Raw genomic sequence first — 15661 nt, 5'->3', positions numbered from 1 at the left:
CGGTCGCTCCTCGAATGCGAGTCCGGTCGGTTGCTGGTTCATCTACCTTGAATAGCTGGACGAGACACGGGTTCCTGGGCCGTCGCCCAGCGGTAAGGAGGCGGTCTTCTCCGTCTGCGCCGCAAACCGGGCGATCAGACGCCGAAGCTGCGCCTTGTGTACCAGACGGTTCGCCTTCTTCGGCGACACCCAGATTGCTTCGCGCTCTCCCTTTTCCGGCCACCAGCGCTCCTGCCCGTGGACCCTCATGGGAAAGACGGCGACGTTCACGGTCTGCTTGCGATCACCCTTCCGTTTGCGATGTTTGAAGGACCCGAGCGCGCGCTTTGCGGTGACGCCAACAAGACCGGCCTCCTCGTATGCCTCGAGCGCAGCCGTACGATGCGGCTCGGTCTTGCGCATCGGCGACCCCTTCGGGACACTCCACCTGCCCTTACGCCTGGTCGTGATCAGCATCACGCGCAATTCGGAATTGGTCAGCGTGAACGGCAAAGCGGCGAATTGTTTCTTGCCCATCAGGCGCCTCCAGTTTGGTCGATAAGCCTACGCCGCAGCCATCGTTCCTTTCTGCGGGGAGCGTCCATCTCCGATCAGAACTTCCGTTCGACCATCTTGAGGCGCAATCCGGAAATCGCTTCGCCCGGATTCAAGCCCTTGGGACACGCCTTCGCGCAGTTGAGAATGGTGTGACAGCGATAGATCCTGAAGGGGTCTTCAAGCTTGTCGAGGCGCTCGCCTGTCGCTTCGTCGCGGCTGTCATTGACCCACCGCGCCGCCTGGATCAAAGCCGCTGGGCCCAGGAAACGTTCGGAATTCCACCAGTAGCTTGGACAAGACGTCGAGCAGCAGGCGCAGAGGATGCATTCGTACAGCCCGTCGAGCTTCGCCCGATCCTCATGGCTCTGCCGCCATTCCTTCTGCGGCGTGGGCGACACGGTTTGCAGCCAAGGCTCGATCAATGCGAGCTGGGCGTAGAAATTCGTCAGGTCGGGAACGAGGTCCTTGACCACGGGCTGATGCGGCAAGGGCAGCACGCGCAACGGCTCGCCGTTCGGGACGTCCTCACTCATGGATTTGGTGCAGGCGAGCGTGTTCTGGCCGGCAATATTCATCGAGCAGGAGCCGCACACGCCTTCGCGGCAGGACCGCCTGAACGTCAGTGTGGAGTCGATGTTGTTCTTGATCCAGATCAGGCCGTCCAGAACCATGGGCCCGCAATCGCTGATATCGACGAAGTAGGTGTCGAGCCGGGGATTGCGACCGTCGTCAGGGTTCCAGCGATAGACCTGGAATTCGCGCAACGATTTGCTGTCCGGCTTGGGCCAGATCCTTCCCTTTTCGACGCGGGAGTGTTTCGGAAGCCTGAACTCGACCATGTTACCTCCGGGCGGACATGAGGCGTTGATAACTGCGCATCAATTGGGATTGAAGCAACGTAGTTGCAGGAGATCATCCAGCGACACACCAAACAGCACGATGCGAAAGGCCGGTGCTGTCGCGAGCAACAGCAGCAATATAAAAAGGGCGTAGACCAGAGCTGGCGGGGTCTCTCTAGCGAGCCTGTAGACTGCTTTCCGCATGTACCCTCGCTTGCGTGGCGGCGCGTGTCATGGCTGCGCCGATCACCAACATGGCCGCACCCCATAGCAGGAAGCCGATGTCCCAGAAGATGCGCTGTTCGTCGGGCACGGTCTCATTCACCCGATGCAACTTGAATATCTCATGGTCCACCACGCCTTCAACCAGATTGAAGATGCCCCAACCGAGCAAGACCGCTCCGAGACACCGGCTGCCCGACAGGTGAATGTCGGGCCTGCGCGCCCGTTGCCACAGCACATACAGGCCGAGCAGCACAAGCAGATAAGTCGCACTGTGGAAGATGCCGTCCCAGGTCGTATTGAGCTTGACGTTGTCGATGGAGTTGAGCGGGTACCAGCCGCTTAACATATGATGCCATTGCAGCAACTGATGAAACACGATGCCGTCAAAAAACCCGCCCAGGCCAAGCCCGAGAAGGACACCCGCGGAAATCGGGAAGCTGGATGAATTGCTGTCTTGCATGAATCTGCTCGTGCGTCGGTCGGCATCTGGATGATGGACAAACCCTCCTCCAGGTTGCCGTTCCTATGATCATGACACACTCCCCCTGCCAATAACCTGCGTTAACCTGCATGCCACCGAAGGCGCTCGGTGGAGCATCGCTCGGCTGCTTGTGTGACGATAGGAACGTTCGAAACGGTCGCAGTGTCTTGTGAATCCAACATTGGAGATTCATCATGCTGAGAAGATCGTTTTTACTTGCGTTGGGCGGCCTCGGACTATCGACCTACGCTGCGCAATCCAAGCCAGTCCCACAGCGGGATTTTCGAACGGCCGACCTCATGGGTGGCGCGTTTGCGATGCAGACGAGTCAGCTCGCCCTGACGCGCACCGGCAATCCCGACATCGTCAACTTCGCCAATGCAGAGATCACCGAACAGGTCCAAGTCGCGAGCGCGCTCGGAGCAGCGCCGGGATCGGCACCGCTGCGGCCGGATCATGCCGCCCTGCTTCAGCGCCTTCAGGCCACACCGTCGGGTCCCTTCGACCGGATGTATGTGCAGGGGCAGATCCGCGGACACCGTGAATTGCTCGCGCTCAACAATTCGTATTTGCGATCCGGTGGCAACCCCAGCGAACAGCAGGTCGCACAGATGTCGCTGCCCATCATCCAGCGTCACCTTGCGATCCTGAGCAGTCTCAGGGAAGTCGGCTAGAGGTTCACCCCAGCGACAAGGAGGTACAAATGGCAAGAAGATCGAGACGGCCCCCGTGAAGCACGGCAAAGGAAAAAGGGGAAACGGCGCGCAACGTCTCAAGCGCAAGCGGAAGTGGCAGCCGTAGCATTGGCGGTGGCCGCGCGTGACGGCCGCCGTCAAAGTTGCCGATGATCAAACTGTGAGGACCGAGATGGCGTATGCCCTGTTCAAGGATGACGAAAAACTGAGCCGGACATTTTCGACCAAAGAGGAAACGCTGAAGAAAGCCGAAGACGCTGGTCTGGTCGAAAGCAGCGAGGGCAAGCCCAGGCTCGAGGACGACCTGAAGATCAAGCCCTGCTCGCCCGACCCCGAACCTCGAAGCGAGGATGACCTCGATTGGACGCCGGGAAGCCCGGCGTCCTGATCACCAATCTAGCAGCCTTTGCAGATGCTCTTGATCTTTCGATCGACGTGCGAATCCTGAGAGTTCTCGGAGCGTATTTCGGCGTCGCCCGGCATCGACGGACCGGGTGTCGCAGTTCCGTCGATCCGTCCGCTGCTGGTGCCTCCTGCGGGATTGCCGGCCCGCCCGACGGTGGTCGATCCTTGCGGGCCGCTACCCGTTGATTGGGCCGTTCCAGCGGTGTTCGTGCCGGTAGCCGTCGTGCCGCGCGAAGCCGCGGCCGCGTCGGCTGGATTGACCAGGTTGGGCGATACATCCCCCGCCTGGTTTGTCGCTCCCGGCGACCCAAGACCTGTCGACCCAGGACTTGCAGACCCAAGACCTGCAGACCCAGGACCTGTCGACCCAGGACCTGCAGACCCAGGACCTGCAGACCCAGGACCTGCAGACCCAAGGCTCGAAGCACCGCCGGCTGACCCGGGGCTTGTCGCACCGCCGGTGCCGCCGCTCGTGCTGCTCGCGCTTGCTCCGCCCGATCCTCCCGAACCGCCACCGCCGCCGCCCCCACCCCCGCCACTCTGCGCCGAGGCGGCCCCTATCGACGCGCTCGCCAGGAAGGCGATCAGCATCAAGCTCGAACTTGTCCTATGCATTGCTCAGCTCCTCTCACGATCATTATGCGTGTGATGTTGATCGCGCTCACCACCGCCTCCCGAGACGTGTGATTTGCGGTCGTTGGTGGGCGTTCCGGGCGCAGGGCACTCAAGGTCGCGACCTCCCTTTTCAGGGTGCTTGCGATCCTGCCGCGAGGAGCCCGGACCACCAAAGCGTTCAGTGTCTGGGTTCTTGTGTGGCATTCATCGGTCCTGCTGGTAGCCTTGGTTTGTCGTGTTCTGTTTGATGTTGCCGTGACGTCCCTGGGTGTCGAAGTTCTCGCGGCCGGGCAGCTTTTCGTCCGTCTCGATCTTTGGATCAGATCCGGGTCCCTTGTCGCTGCGCTGCTCCGGCGGTACGGGGGGCATTTTGGTCATTACATGCTCCTTGCTTCGGTCTCGCGACCTCATGCGCTGGCAATGAGATGCGGCGGCGGTCGTTCCTGATCGATGCCCATGCATGCCCGTAGGAACGAACGATTCCTGCGCGGGTTGACTCCGCAGTTCATACCGAAGGCTTTTTGTTCATGGTCAAGTATCTATCGCGTGAAACGGAGAAGGACGGCACCCGGAAGCTGATGATGGCGGGATCGGGAGTGGCCGCGGTCCTGTTTGTAGGTTTCATCGTCTGGTTCGCCGTGCCCCAGATGTTCGGGGCAACAGACTATCTGGGCCGCCCCTCCACAGGCGCCGACAAAGGTGCCCCTGCCACAACGGTCGGCACGGGAGTTCCCACGCAACGCGAAGCAGTCAGCAAAGCGGCCAAGGAAAACCCGGCTGGCAATGAAGACACGACCGGCGCCCGTGCGCGGGATGTGAAGCAGAGCGCCCAGCCGGCTGGCCTCAACGATCAGCAACGCGAGCAGCTCCGCGCCATCATCTCATCGGCGCATGGCCCGACGATGGATCGCCCGAATTTCGAAATGATGATCGGTACGTCTGTGCCGCGCCAGACCGAGGTTGCCGATTTGCCGCCCGAAGTCACCCAAGTGCTGAACGGGTTCTGGGGCGATCAATATCTGATCGCCGGAAACGATCTCGTCATTGTCGATCAGCATTCGCGCCGCGTCGCGGCAATTATCGCTGGCGTACGCTGATCGCGTGCCGCCGCATCGACAGACCATAAAGAGGACAACTTATGCCGAGAGCAAAAGCACCTGAAAACGACCCCAGAGAAACCCCGGTCGACGATCCGCGACAGCAGACCGATCTGCCAACCCACCGGCAGACGGACCAGCCTTGGCAGGGGAATCCCGAGAAGGAGCAGATCGACCCAAAGCGTCCCCCGATTGATCTGGAGCGGTGGCAAAAGTCGAATACCCACTAGCTGGCACGCACGCACTTCGGTCACGCGTCGAGCTCATGGATGGTGGGGCGCAGGTCGCCGCCCTCATCCATTTCGAGCGTTGCCAGCGTGATCGGCAGCTTGAAGCGCCTTGGACCGGCGCTCCCAGGATTCAGGAAAAGCACTCCGTTGATCGTGTTGACCTGCACCCGATGTGAATGTCCTGATATCACCACGTTCACACTGGTTGCCGCGGGGTCGATGGCGAGCGCCTTGAGATCGTGAAGGAGGTAGAAACAGCGAGCGAAGAGGTGCACTGTTTCGGTTTCGGGATAGCGCCTCGCCCAACTACCGATGTCGACGTTTCCCCTGATGGCGGTGACCGGTGCTATTCGGCAAAGCCTCTCCAGAACCTCCGGCGCGCCGATATCACCGGCGTGGAGGATATGCGACACCCCCGCAAGACGGCGTTCGGCCTCCGGCCTGAGAAGGCCGTGCGTATCCGAGATCACGCCGATCCTCAACGTCATGTCAGGCCAGGGCTTCAGTGCAGGACATCAAGGGGTACCTTCCCGATCTCCTCACCCTCCTGGTTCGTGACCAGGATGGAAAAATGACGATTTCTGAGTTCGGGACGCTCCGCAAGAAGTCTCCTGGCGATCTCCTCGGCAACATCCAGGGCCATGATGTCGTCGGGCAATTCAGCACCTCCCTCGTCTGCAAAGGTCTTCGAATCGACCAGATCGAAATGATAGCGCGGCACGTGAACCCTCGAATTCTTCGCAGGAACGCGCGATCTCGAGCCTTCATTCCGGCGCTCGCAGGTCAACTCCCGGCACGTCCGCAGGAACCCTCAGGGTCGTCGCGGCATTGCTGCGTTTTTGGAGCCGACACATGCTCGGAGAGTTGCGCGTGCTTGCCCAGCCGGGTGCGATCATCGCCAGTCTTGCCGTCCTGTTGCTGATGGCCGCTGGCGATGCGGCGATCGTGATCGCCGTGAAGGGCTGGCCGTTTTAGCCCGATGATCGATGTCGGACATGTCCTTCGTCGGCCAACCGTTCCGGCTGCGCATAGGAACCTTTGTAGGCCTGACCGGTTCCGCCTGGGAAGCGGAGTGCGACAAAACGTCAATGCAGGTCCGGGTGCAAAGGGTTCTGGTGTTGTGCATGACCTGGCCGCTTGCCGCGTGCGCGGGCCAGCAGTCGGCGCTCGACCCTCAAGGGCTACAGTCTGAGCAGATTCGTCACACGCTGTTTCTCTTCCTCATTGTCGCGGCGATCGTCTGGACTGCCGTCGTCATCGTTCTGGGTGTGGGGCTGTTGCGCCGAAAGCGCGCAGCCGATCAGCCGCTGGACCTCCACCAGCCCTTCGAACGACGCTCCGGGCGCGTCATCCTCGCGCTTGGGATTGCGACCACCGTCGTCGTGCTCGGCCTCTCCCTGGTCAGCTATGCCGGTCAGCGCACCGTCTTTGCCAAGGACGAGAAAGCCCACACGCTTAAGATCATCGGCCACCAATGGTGGTGGGAGGTCCGCTATGAGGCCGATAGTCCGCACCAGAGTTTCGTGACCGCCAACGAGATCCGGATCCCGACCGGACAACCGGTTAAAGTCGAGCTGGAATCCGCCGACGTGATCCACAGCTTCTGGGTGCCCAGCCTGACGGGCAAGATGGACTTGATCCCCGGGCAGAAGAACGAGCTGCAATTTACAGCGAACAACGCGGGCATCTATCGCGGTCAATGCGCCGAGTTCTGCGGGATCCAGCACGCCCACATGGCGTTCGCCGTGATCGCGATGTCCCCCGACGAGTTCGGCCGCTGGCGCGACCATGAAAACCAGAGCGGGAGTAACCCCGCGGATCAGCTCGGCAAGCAGGGCGAGGCTCTGTTCCGGGCGCGCGGATGCGCCTTGTGCCACAACATTAGCGGCACGCTGGCCGGCGGGCAGCTCGGCCCGGATCTCACGCATATCGGCAGCCGCACGACCATCGCGGCAGGGACGCTGCCGAATACGCCCGCGACGCTCGGCGCCTGGATCGCCGATCCCCAGCACATCAAGCCCGGCAATCTCATGCCGAAGATGCCGCTGCAATCGGACGAGCTGATCGCGATCCTTCATTATCTGGAGCAGCTCAAGTGAGCATGGCCGCTGAACCAAATGAATTGCGGGACGACGTCCTGAACGGTCTGCAGCTTTCCACGCAGCTCGAGCGGGTGTGGCGCACGCCATCCGGACTAACCGGCGCGCTGATGTCGGTCGACCACAAGGTGGTCGGCCGCCGTTACATCGTCACGGCGTTCGTATTCCTGCTCCTCGGCGGCATCCTTGCGGTCCTGATGCGCATTCAGCTGGCCGGGCCGGAGAAGACGTTTCTCTCGGCCGACAAGTACAATCAAGTCTTCACGATGCACGGCTCGACGATGATGTTCCTGTTCGCCGTGCCTGTCATGGAGGCGTTCGCCGTCTATCTGGTGCCGTTGATGGTCGGCACGCGGAACATCGCCTTTCCGCGCCTGAATGCCTTCAGCTATTGGATGTTTCTGTTCGGCGGCTGCTTCCTGTGGACCTCCTTCCTGTTCAACGTCGGCCCCGACGTCGGCTGGTTTTCCTACGTTCCCCTCTCCAGCCTGCAGTTCACACCGACCAAGCGCGCCGATGTCTGGGCGCAGATGATCACCTTTACCGAGGTTGCGGCGCTCGCGGTCGCCGTCGAGATCGTCGTGACCGTGTTCAAGCTCCGCGCGCCAGGGATGACGCTCGACCGCATTCCCCTGTTCGTCTGGGCCATGCTGGTGACGGCCTTCCTTGTGATGTTCGCAATGCCCTCGATCATGGTCGCATCGACGTCACTGATCCTGGATCGCCTCGTCAATACCCGCTTCTATGATTCCTCATCGGGCGGCCATCCCTTGCTCTGGCAGCATCTGTTCTGGTTCTTCGGCCATCCCGAGGTCTACATCATCTTCATCCCGGGCACGGGAATGGTTTCGGCGATCCTCGCGACGTTCGCGCGGCGGCCGGTGATCGGCTATCCCGTGGTGATCCTCTCCTTGATCGCGACCGGCTTCCTGTCGTTCGGCCTCTGGGTCCACCACATGTTCGTCACGGGCTTGCCCCAACTCGGTGCGGCCCTGTTCACGGCCTCCAGCATGCTGATCGCGGTGCCGAGCGGGCTGCAGATTTTCTGCTGGCTGGCAACGCTCTGGGACGGACGTCCGGTGTACCGGACGCCGCTGTTGTTCGTGATCGGCTTCATCGTGATCTTCGTGCTCGGCGGGCTGTCCGGTGTCATGGTCGCCTCGGTCCCGATCGATACCCAGGTGCACGACACCTATTTCGTCGTCGCCCACTTCCATTATGTTCTGATCGGCGGCGCCGTCTTCCCGCTGGTGGGCGCGGTCTACTACTGGTTTCCCAAGATCGCCGGCCGCATGCTGAGCGAAAGGCTCGGGCGCTGGAATTTCTGGCTCGCCTTCATCGGCTTCAACGTCGCCTTCTTCCCGATGCACATTCTCGGGCTGATCGGAATGCCGCGCCGGGTCTATACCTACACCGCCGACATGGACTGGGCGCATCTGAACCTCGTGTCCAGCGGCGGTGCTCTCGTTTTCGCGTTTAGCTTCGCGCTGCTTCTGGCCAATGTGGTCTACAGCCTGCGCAAGGGCGCGCTTGCGGGCGACAACCCCTGGGATGCCTCAACGCTGGAATGGGCGACCTCGTCGCCGCCTCCGCCGCAGAATTTCGACCGCATTCCGGTCGTCAAGCACCGCGATCCGCTGTGGGCCGACAGCGAGAGCCTGCCTGTAGTCGCGGGTCTGAGCGCCGAGCGGCGCGAGGTCCTGCTGACCTCGCTTGCGGAAGCCGAGCCGCAGATCCGCGAGGCTTCGCCCGAGCCGAGTATCTGGCCGCTGCTTGCGGCGATCGCAACGACGATCTTCTTCATCGGATCGATCTTCACGCCCTGGGCGGTGCTCTGGGGCACGCCGCCGATGGCCGTGACTTTGATCGGCTGGTTCTGGCCAACCGGCAGCAAGGAGGACGAGGAGTGAGACAGACTATCGTCCGCGACGTCTCGGACCTGCCGACTTACGGCTACGGCCCGCGTAGTGGCCCGTGGTGGGGCGCCATGGGTTTCATGGCGCTCGAAGGCATGGGCTTTGCCATTGCCATCGGCGCCTACCTTTATCTCTACGCAGTCAACCCGACCTGGCCGATCGGAGCATCCCCGCCGGATCTCTGGCCGGGGACGGTCGAGACGGTGATTTATCTATTGAGCATCATTCCCAACGAGTTCACGAACCGCGCCGCACACCGACAGGATCTCGCGAAGGTGCGGATCGGCCTGATCGTGATGGCCTTGATCGGCATCGCGCTCCTGGTGCTGCGCGGCTTCGAGTTCGCGCATCTCAACACCCGCTGGGACAATTCAGCCTATGGCTCGATCGTATGGCTCATTCTGGGGCTGCACACGACCCACCTTGCCACGGATGTCGGCGACACGGTCGTGCTGGCGGTGTTGATGTTCACGCGCCATGCGAAACCGCGCCGGTTCAGCGACGTGACCGACAACGTGTTCTACTGGAACTTCGTCGTGCTCGCCTGGCTGCCGCTCTATGTCTTGCTCGATTGGGTGCCTCGCCTATGACCGCAGCCGACGGACGTTCCAGACTGCTCTACTGGGCCGGCGTTGCGCTTGGCCCCATCGCGTGGGGGATCAATTTGCAGGCCGTTTACGTGCTCGCGCACTTCTCCTGCGAACAGACCAGGATCAGCGGCGCGATCATGAGTGCGGTTCTGGCTGTCGTCGCCCTCGCGGGCACTGTCATTTCCGCCCGCGCGGTTCGACGCGGCGCGGGGGCTGAATGGACGGATGCGCAAGGCGGCGGGCCACGAACGTTCATGGCCTGGCTCGGCGTCGGCTCCGGCGTGCTGTTTGCGCTGGTGATTGCCAACCAGCTCGCCGCCTCGATCATGATCAGCCCATGCCTGCGCTGAACCTTGCAGCACTGCTGCTCGCGCTGCTCACGGCGCCGGCCGATGCGCACGGACTATCGGAGGTCGATTCCGGCTCGCTGTGGAGCTACGATCCCTGGCTGATGGCCCCGCTCTATGCCGTCGGTATCGCCTTCTATGTCGGAACGCAGCGGCTCTGGCATCATGCGGGCGGCGGCCGTGGCGTCAGCTTCCGCCAGGTCGCCGCATTCTGGACCGGATGGCTGGTGGCCGCGCTTGCCGTGACCTCGCCGCTGCACTGGCTCGGCGAGCGTCTGTTCACCGCACATATGGTCGAGCACGAACTGCTGATGGTGGTCGCGGCACCGCTGATGGCGTTTGCCCGGATCAATGGGCCGATGCTGTGGAGCCTGCCGGCCCGGCTTCGCCCGGCGGCGGGTCGAATGCTCAATCTGCCGATACTGGCGTGGCCGTGGCGGTTTGTGAGCCATCCCATGAGCGCGACCATCCTGCACGGCGCAGCGCTCTGGGTCTGGCACGCACCGCCGTTATATGCGTGGGCGCTCGAGAATACGGCGATCCATCGTCTCCAGCACATCAGCTTCTTTGCAACCGCGCTGTTGTTCTGGTGGGTGCTGCTGCATGGCCGCGGTCAGGGCCGTAGCACACGAATTCGCGACGGCATCGCTGTCGCGTGTCTGTTCATCACGATTTTGCATTCGGGTGTGCTCGGGGCTCTGCTGACGGTGTCGCCGCGGCTGTGGATCCCCGGTCAAGGCGCCCTCGCCGGTGAATTCGGCCTCTCGGCACTCGAGGATCAGCAACTCGCCGGCATCTTGATGTGGGTGCCCATGGGCCTACTCTATACCGGCGCGGCGTTGTTCTTTGCTCACCGGTGGCTGACTGCGAACGGCGGCCATTCCCACCTGCCGCTCCCTTCAACATCCGGGCTGAGCGATGCGGCATAGGAACCGCAACTTCTGTTCGAACGTTCGCCTGCCGACTGCGACACTCCACGGAGGCCACATGGAAAAACGATCCGTCATGGCGCTAACGGCTATCTTCACCGCAGCATTCTTGGTGCCTGCAGTCTTGAACGCGCAGGACCAACCCCAGCCGGGGATGTCGTGCCCGGTCGACCATGACAAGCTCGCCGATATCCTCAAGAAGAGCGTCAAGTCGGGCGGCGGCCCCAGCAACGGAGGTCTGGACAACAACGAATGGGCTGCCGTCGTCAATCGGCAGGGCGTCGTCTGCGCAATTGCCTACAGCGGCGGCAAGGTCGACGACCAGTGGCTGGGCAGCCGTGCCATCGCGGCCGAGAAGGCCAACACAGCGAATGCGTTCAGCCTGAAGGACAAGGCGATGGCGACCGCCAATCTCTATGCAGGTGCGCAGCCGGGCGGGTTCCTGTTCGGCGCGGCACTCGGCAACCCACCATCCCAGGAAGCCTTGTACGCCGGATCTCCGGACAACTTCGGCACGGCTCAGGATCCGATGGTGGGCAAGCCGATCGGCGGCACGATCGTGTTCGGAGGCGGGCTCGCGCTCTATGACGGCAACGGCGTCACGGGCGCGCTGGGCGTCAGCGGCGACAGCTCCTGCGCGGATCACAACGTGGCCTGGCGCGTGCGTCACCAGCTCGGGCTTGACCGGGTGCCGGCCGGAGTCAGCCCCAACATGAAGGACGCGATCATCTACGACATCGGCCCCGACGGCAAAAGCCCGTCGGGATTTGGCCATCCCAAGTGTAACGGCAAGGAAGATCAGATATCAGTCGACCTCGGCGCCGGCGTATCCGGCAACGTGGTGAGATAGCGCTGCGTCAATCGCCGCTTTTTGGAACCAAGGGAAGTCGGAACGTTTGTACGTCCGCAAGCCGGCCTGCAATGCGGCACGGCCGCATCCCTGCCGTGGAGATCTTTACATATGTTAGTGCGTGGTCTCACGCGTCTGCTCAACCGGATTCCGGCCATCCTTTGCGCCTGCTGCGCGATGCTGTCATCCGCGTCAGCACAAAGCGATCTCGCCAGCCGCATGAAAGATCCCGGCCAGTGGCCGATGGCGGCGCGCGACTACGCCAACACCCGCTACAGCGAGCTCGACCAGATCAACGCGTCCAATGCTTCGCGCCTCCAGCTCGCCTGGACCTTCTCGGTGGGCGCCGACCGGGGCCAGGAAGCGGCGCCGCTCGTGGTGGACGGCACCATGTATGTGGTCGGTCCCTATGCCGGCCCCTATCCCAACCGCGTGTTCGCGCTAGATGCCACGACTGGCGAGTTGAAATGGTCCTATGCGCCGAAGCCGGAGCCCGCAGCCGCGGGCGTTGCCTGCTGCGACGTCGTCAATCGCGGGCTGGCCTTCGACAACGGCAAGGTCTTCCTCAACACGCTCGATAACCACACCGTCGCCATCGACGCCAAGACCGGCAAAGAGCTCTGGCACACGAAGCTCGGCGAGATCAACAAGGGCGAAACGATCACGATGGCTCCCATCGTGGTGAAAGGCAAAATTCTCGTCGGCAACAGCGGCGGCGAACTGGGCGTGCGCGGCTGGGTGACCGCGCTCGACGAGACCACCGGCGCCATCGCTTGGCGCGCCTATTCGACAGGTCCCGACAAGGACGTGCTGATCGGCGACGATTTCAAGCCATTCTACGACAATCTCAAAGGCCAGGATCTCGGCGTGAAGACCTGGCCCGCCGACCGCTGGCAGGTTGGCGGCGGCACGGTCTGGGGCTGGATCTCCTACGATCCCGATCTGAACCTGGTCTACTACGGCACGGCCAATCCGAGTCCCTGGAACGCGAACCAGCGCAGCGGCGACAATCTCTGGAGCACCACAATCTTTGCCCGCGATCCCGACACCGGTCGCGCCAAATGGGCCTACCAGATCAACCCGCACGATCTATTCGACCACGACGAGATCAACGAGAACGTGCTTGTCGACCTCGAACTGAATGGACGGCCGCGCAAGGTGCTGATCCACCCCGGCCGCAACGGCTATATGTACGTCATGGACCGCGCCACTGGCGAGGTGATCTCGGCGGACGCTTATGACTTCGTCAACAGCTACAAGGGCGTCGATCTGAAGACCGGCAAGATCATCCCGAACGAGGAGAAGACGCCGCTTGTCGGCAAGACCGTCGAGAACATCTGCCCGAGCGCGCCGGGCGCCAAGGATTGGCAACCGACGGCGTGGTCACCGCGCACAAAACTTCTCTACGTGCCCCATCAGCATCTCTGCATGAGCTTCAAGGCCTCTCAGGTCGGCTACATCGCCGGGACGCCCTATGTCGGCGCAGACGTCGATATGTATGCCGGCCCCGGCGGCTATCGCGGCGAGTTCATGGCGTGGGATCCAATCGCGCGCAGGAAGGTTTGGGAGATCCACGAGAAGCTGCCGGTCTGGAGCGGCGCGCTGGTCACAGCAGGTGATGTCGCCTTCTACGGCACCATGGATCGGCTTTTCAAAGTCGTGGATGCCAAGGATGGACATGTGCTGTGGCAATTCCGCGCCGGATCCGGGTTCATCGGCCAACCGATCTCCTATCGCGGCTCCGACGGACAGCAATACGTCGCGATCCTGTCGGGCGTCGGCGGCTGGCCGGGTGTGGTGGCCAATGCCGAGGTCGATCCGCGGGTGCGCAACGGTGCGCTGGGGTTCACCGGCGCGACGCAGGATCTGCCGTTCTACACCGCCGGCGGGAGCGAACTGCTGGTCTTCAAGCTCGGCGGCGCAAATGGTGAGGATACCAGCCATGCGCCTTCGAAATAGTTGCCCGGGCATCGCCCTTGGTTTTCTGGTCGGGCTTGCAACCACGGCGGCGGCAGCGTCGGATCGCGAGCTTCGCGTCTGTGCCGATCCCAACAATCTGCCGTTCTCGAACAAAGCCGAAGCAGGATTCGAGAACAGGCTCGCGGCCATGGTGGCCGAGCATTTCGGCCAGCAGGTCACCTACACCTGGTGGGCGCAGCGCCGCGGCTTCATCCGCAACACACTGAAAGCCGGCAGATGCGACGTCGTGATGGGCGTACCGTCCGGCTATGATCTCGTCGAGACGACCAAGCCCTATTATCGTTCGAGCTATGTGTTCGTCACGCGGCAGGACCGGCACCTCGACCTTTCGTCCCTGCTCGACCCGCGCTTGCATCACCTCGTGATCGGCGTGCATCTGATCGGCGACGACGGCAACAATCCACCGCCCGCGCAGGCGCTTGGCGACCAAGGCATCGTCGATAACGTCCGCGGCTACTCCATCTACGGCGATTATCGCCAGGCCGATCCGCCGGCACGCCTGATCGAAGCGGTCGAAAGCGGCAGCCTCGATGTCGCCGCAGCTTGGGGCCCCCTCGGCGGATATTTCGCCCAGCACTCTCCCGTCCCGCTGACGGTCACGCCGATCCGGGATTACGAACGCTTTGCACCTCAGCAGTTCCGGTTCGCCATCGCGATGGGCGTGCGCAAAGGCGACGACGCCTTGCGCGACCGGCTGAACGAGTTCATCGACGAGCATTGGTCCGAGATCACCTCGCTGCTACGCAATTACGGCGTTCCGCTGGTGGACCAACCCGTTACGGTATCGGGAGGACATGAGTGATGTTTGCTCCAGCAATGCGCGCGAGCGCCCTGTCGTTGCTGCTGGCGGTCTTACCGAATGGTGCAGGGCTGGCCCAGCAGACCTTGCCGCAGTCGCAGGAGGCGCAGATGCCGACGCTGTCTCCGCGCCCGAATTTCGGTGGCAGCGTCGGCAATGGCAGCCCCGGCGTCTTCATGCAGGTCCCGGTCAGTCACCTCCATCCCGGCGCGCAGCCGGACCCGCCCCAAATCAAGAATCCCGTGCAAGGTGATCCCAACGCGCAGCAGCGCGGGATGACCTACTATGTCAACTTCAACTGCGTCGGCTGCCACGCGCCGAATGGCGGCGGCGGCATGGGGCCGGCGCTGAGCAACAACATCTTTACTTACGGAGCGCAGCCCGAGAACATCTTTCTCTCGATCTACCAGGGGCGGCCGAACGGAATGCCGGCTTGGGGCGGCGTGCTGCCCGACAGCGTGATCTGGGATCTCGTCACTTATATCGGCAAGATCAGCAACGAACCAAGCTACCAATGGGGCCGCACCTTTTCGGCCAATCTGCCATCGCCCGAGGTCGAGCAAGTCCCGAGCGAGCAGGTCTCCACGACCGATCCCTGGTCTGCCACCAAGTCCTTCAACTTCGGCCAGAAGCCCTGATCGGCCGAGCGGAGCAGCGATGGTAAATCCGATCGCGAAATTGCTAGTCACTGCACTCCTGGCTACCGCTACCGCCGCCTGCGAGGCTGCGGGCCCGGACAACTTCACCGGCGACGCGCGTCGTGGCGCCGACCTCGTCAAGCAGTACCAGTGCGGCGGCTGTCACGATATTCCCGGCATTGCCGGCGCCGAAGGCAATGTCGGCCCACCCTTGCATCGGATCGGTACGCGGACCTACATCGCCGGCTACATCCACAATTCGCCGGACAACATGGCTGACTGGATCGAGGATCCACAGCGGGCGTTGCCGGGCAATGCGATGCCGAGAATGGGTATCCCGCAAAAAGACGCGCGGGACATCGCGGCGTTTCTCTATACGCTCAAGTGAC

The 15661-nt window shown here is 62.5% G+C and carries 20 protein-coding genes; 14 read left to right on the top strand and 6 right to left on the bottom strand.

Translation table 11 applies throughout. The features are described from left to right. Positions 1-42: 42 nt before the first annotated feature. The 3 genes from IVB41_RS26015 to IVB41_RS26005 all read right to left on the bottom strand — a co-directional run bounded on the left by IVB41_RS26015 (position 43) and on the right by IVB41_RS26005 (position 2061). The gene (locus IVB41_RS26015) at positions 43-516 is read right to left on the bottom strand and encodes an NUDIX hydrolase (protein WP_247436184.1); all 474 of its coding nucleotides are present in this window, start codon (positions 514-516) and stop codon (positions 43-45) included. A 74-nt stretch (positions 517-590) separates the two neighbouring features. Beyond that, entirely contained in the window at positions 591-1376 is a 786-nt protein-coding gene (locus tag IVB41_RS26010) for a succinate dehydrogenase iron-sulfur subunit (RefSeq protein WP_247290829.1), read from the bottom strand. Between the two features lie 175 nt (positions 1377-1551). After that, the gene (locus IVB41_RS26005; RefSeq protein WP_247436181.1) at positions 1552-2061 is read right to left on the bottom strand and encodes a DUF2243 domain-containing protein; all 510 of its coding nucleotides are present in this window, start codon (positions 2059-2061) and stop codon (positions 1552-1554) included. Between the two features lie 215 nt (positions 2062-2276). On the opposite strand from IVB41_RS26005, the gene IVB41_RS26000 reads away from it, so the two are divergent. Both IVB41_RS26000 and IVB41_RS25995 read left to right on the top strand, forming a co-directional pair. Beyond that, on the top strand, positions 2277-2756 hold the full coding sequence (locus IVB41_RS26000) for a DUF4142 domain-containing protein (protein WP_247436178.1): 480 nt from the start codon (positions 2277-2279) through the stop codon (positions 2754-2756). Positions 2757-2901: 145 nt separating this feature from the next. Beyond that, complete coding sequence (locus tag IVB41_RS25995) at positions 2902-3165, top strand: hypothetical protein (protein WP_245287898.1); 264 nt, start codon at positions 2902-2904, stop codon at positions 3163-3165. Positions 3166-4001: 836 nt separating this feature from the next. Here IVB41_RS25995 and IVB41_RS25985 read toward each other — a convergent pair. Then, positions 4002-4175, bottom strand: a complete 174-nt coding sequence (locus IVB41_RS25985) for a hypothetical protein (RefSeq protein WP_247289218.1) — start codon at positions 4173-4175, stop codon at positions 4002-4004. Between the two features lie 149 nt (positions 4176-4324). Here IVB41_RS25985 and IVB41_RS25980 point away from each other — a divergent pair, with 149 nt between their 5' ends. Then, the gene (locus IVB41_RS25980; RefSeq protein ID WP_051462985.1) at positions 4325-4894 is read left to right on the top strand and encodes a DUF1236 domain-containing protein; all 570 of its coding nucleotides are present in this window, start codon (positions 4325-4327) and stop codon (positions 4892-4894) included. A 250-nt stretch (positions 4895-5144) separates the two neighbouring features. Here IVB41_RS25980 and IVB41_RS25970 read toward each other — a convergent pair whose 3' ends face one another. Together IVB41_RS25970 and IVB41_RS25965 are read right to left on the bottom strand one after the other, a co-directional pair. Then, on the bottom strand, positions 5145-5612 hold the full coding sequence (locus IVB41_RS25970; protein WP_027570907.1) for a metallophosphoesterase family protein: 468 nt from the start codon (positions 5610-5612) through the stop codon (positions 5145-5147). Positions 5613-5626: 14 nt separating this feature from the next. Continuing rightward, entirely contained in the window at positions 5627-5845 is a 219-nt protein-coding gene (locus IVB41_RS25965) for a DUF6894 family protein (RefSeq protein WP_247436173.1), read from the bottom strand. Positions 5846-5976: 131 nt separating this feature from the next. Between IVB41_RS25965 and IVB41_RS35690 the strand changes: the two genes are divergently transcribed. The 11 genes from IVB41_RS35690 to IVB41_RS25915 all read left to right on the top strand — a co-directional run bounded on the left by IVB41_RS35690 (position 5977) and on the right by IVB41_RS25915 (position 15660). After that, a complete protein-coding gene (locus tag IVB41_RS35690) occupies positions 5977-6099 on the top strand; it encodes a hypothetical protein (protein WP_018460395.1) in 123 nt (40 codons plus the stop codon). A gap of 20 nt (positions 6100-6119) precedes the next feature. After that, entirely contained in the window at positions 6120-7223 is a 1104-nt protein-coding gene (gene coxB / locus IVB41_RS25960; RefSeq protein WP_247436170.1) for a cytochrome c oxidase subunit II, read from the top strand. A gap of 2 nt (positions 7224-7225) precedes the next feature. After that, a complete protein-coding gene (gene ctaD / locus IVB41_RS25955) occupies positions 7226-9133 on the top strand; it encodes a cytochrome c oxidase subunit I (protein ID WP_247436166.1) in 1908 nt (635 codons plus the stop codon). After that, on the top strand, positions 9130-9729 hold the full coding sequence (locus tag IVB41_RS25950) for a cytochrome c oxidase subunit 3 (RefSeq protein WP_247436162.1): 600 nt from the start codon (positions 9130-9132) through the stop codon (positions 9727-9729). Before ctaD ends, IVB41_RS25950 begins: the two co-directional genes overlap by 4 nt. Then, positions 9726-10079, top strand: a complete 354-nt coding sequence (locus IVB41_RS25945; protein WP_247436159.1) for a hypothetical protein — start codon at positions 9726-9728, stop codon at positions 10077-10079. Before IVB41_RS25950 ends, IVB41_RS25945 begins: the two co-directional genes overlap by 4 nt. Further along, complete coding sequence (locus tag IVB41_RS25940; RefSeq protein WP_247436156.1) at positions 10067-11005, top strand: cytochrome c oxidase assembly protein; 939 nt, start codon at positions 10067-10069, stop codon at positions 11003-11005. The genes IVB41_RS25945 and IVB41_RS25940 overlap by 13 nt, the downstream gene beginning before the upstream one ends. 58 nt (positions 11006-11063) lie before the next feature. Then, positions 11064-11855 carry a heme-binding protein gene (locus IVB41_RS25935; RefSeq protein WP_027570900.1) on the top strand — a complete coding sequence of 264 codons (792 nt, stop codon included), beginning with the start codon at positions 11064-11066 and terminating at the stop codon, positions 11853-11855. 111 nt (positions 11856-11966) lie between these two features. Beyond that, positions 11967-13814, top strand: coding sequence for a methanol/ethanol family PQQ-dependent dehydrogenase (locus IVB41_RS25930; RefSeq protein ID WP_027570899.1), 1848 nt, complete (start codon positions 11967-11969; stop codon positions 13812-13814). Further along, positions 13798-14637, top strand: coding sequence for a substrate-binding domain-containing protein (locus tag IVB41_RS25925; RefSeq protein WP_247436153.1), 840 nt, complete (start codon positions 13798-13800; stop codon positions 14635-14637). Before IVB41_RS25930 ends, IVB41_RS25925 begins: the two co-directional genes overlap by 17 nt. Continuing rightward, a complete protein-coding gene (locus tag IVB41_RS25920) occupies positions 14637-15272 on the top strand; it encodes a cytochrome c (protein ID WP_247436148.1) in 636 nt (211 codons plus the stop codon). Before IVB41_RS25925 ends, IVB41_RS25920 begins: the two co-directional genes overlap by 1 nt. A gap of 19 nt (positions 15273-15291) precedes the next feature. Beyond that, positions 15292-15660: a cytochrome c family protein gene (locus tag IVB41_RS25915; RefSeq protein WP_027570896.1), complete on the top strand. Its 369-nt coding sequence runs from the start codon at positions 15292-15294 to the stop codon at positions 15658-15660. Position 15661 lies beyond the last annotated feature (1 nt).

It is taken from the genome of Bradyrhizobium sp. 44, assembly GCF_023073095.1.
Lineage (GTDB): Bacteria > Pseudomonadota > Alphaproteobacteria > Rhizobiales > Xanthobacteraceae > Bradyrhizobium.
The sequence above is the reverse complement of the archived record's forward strand: the minus strand, read 5'-3'. Positions and strand labels throughout refer to the sequence as shown.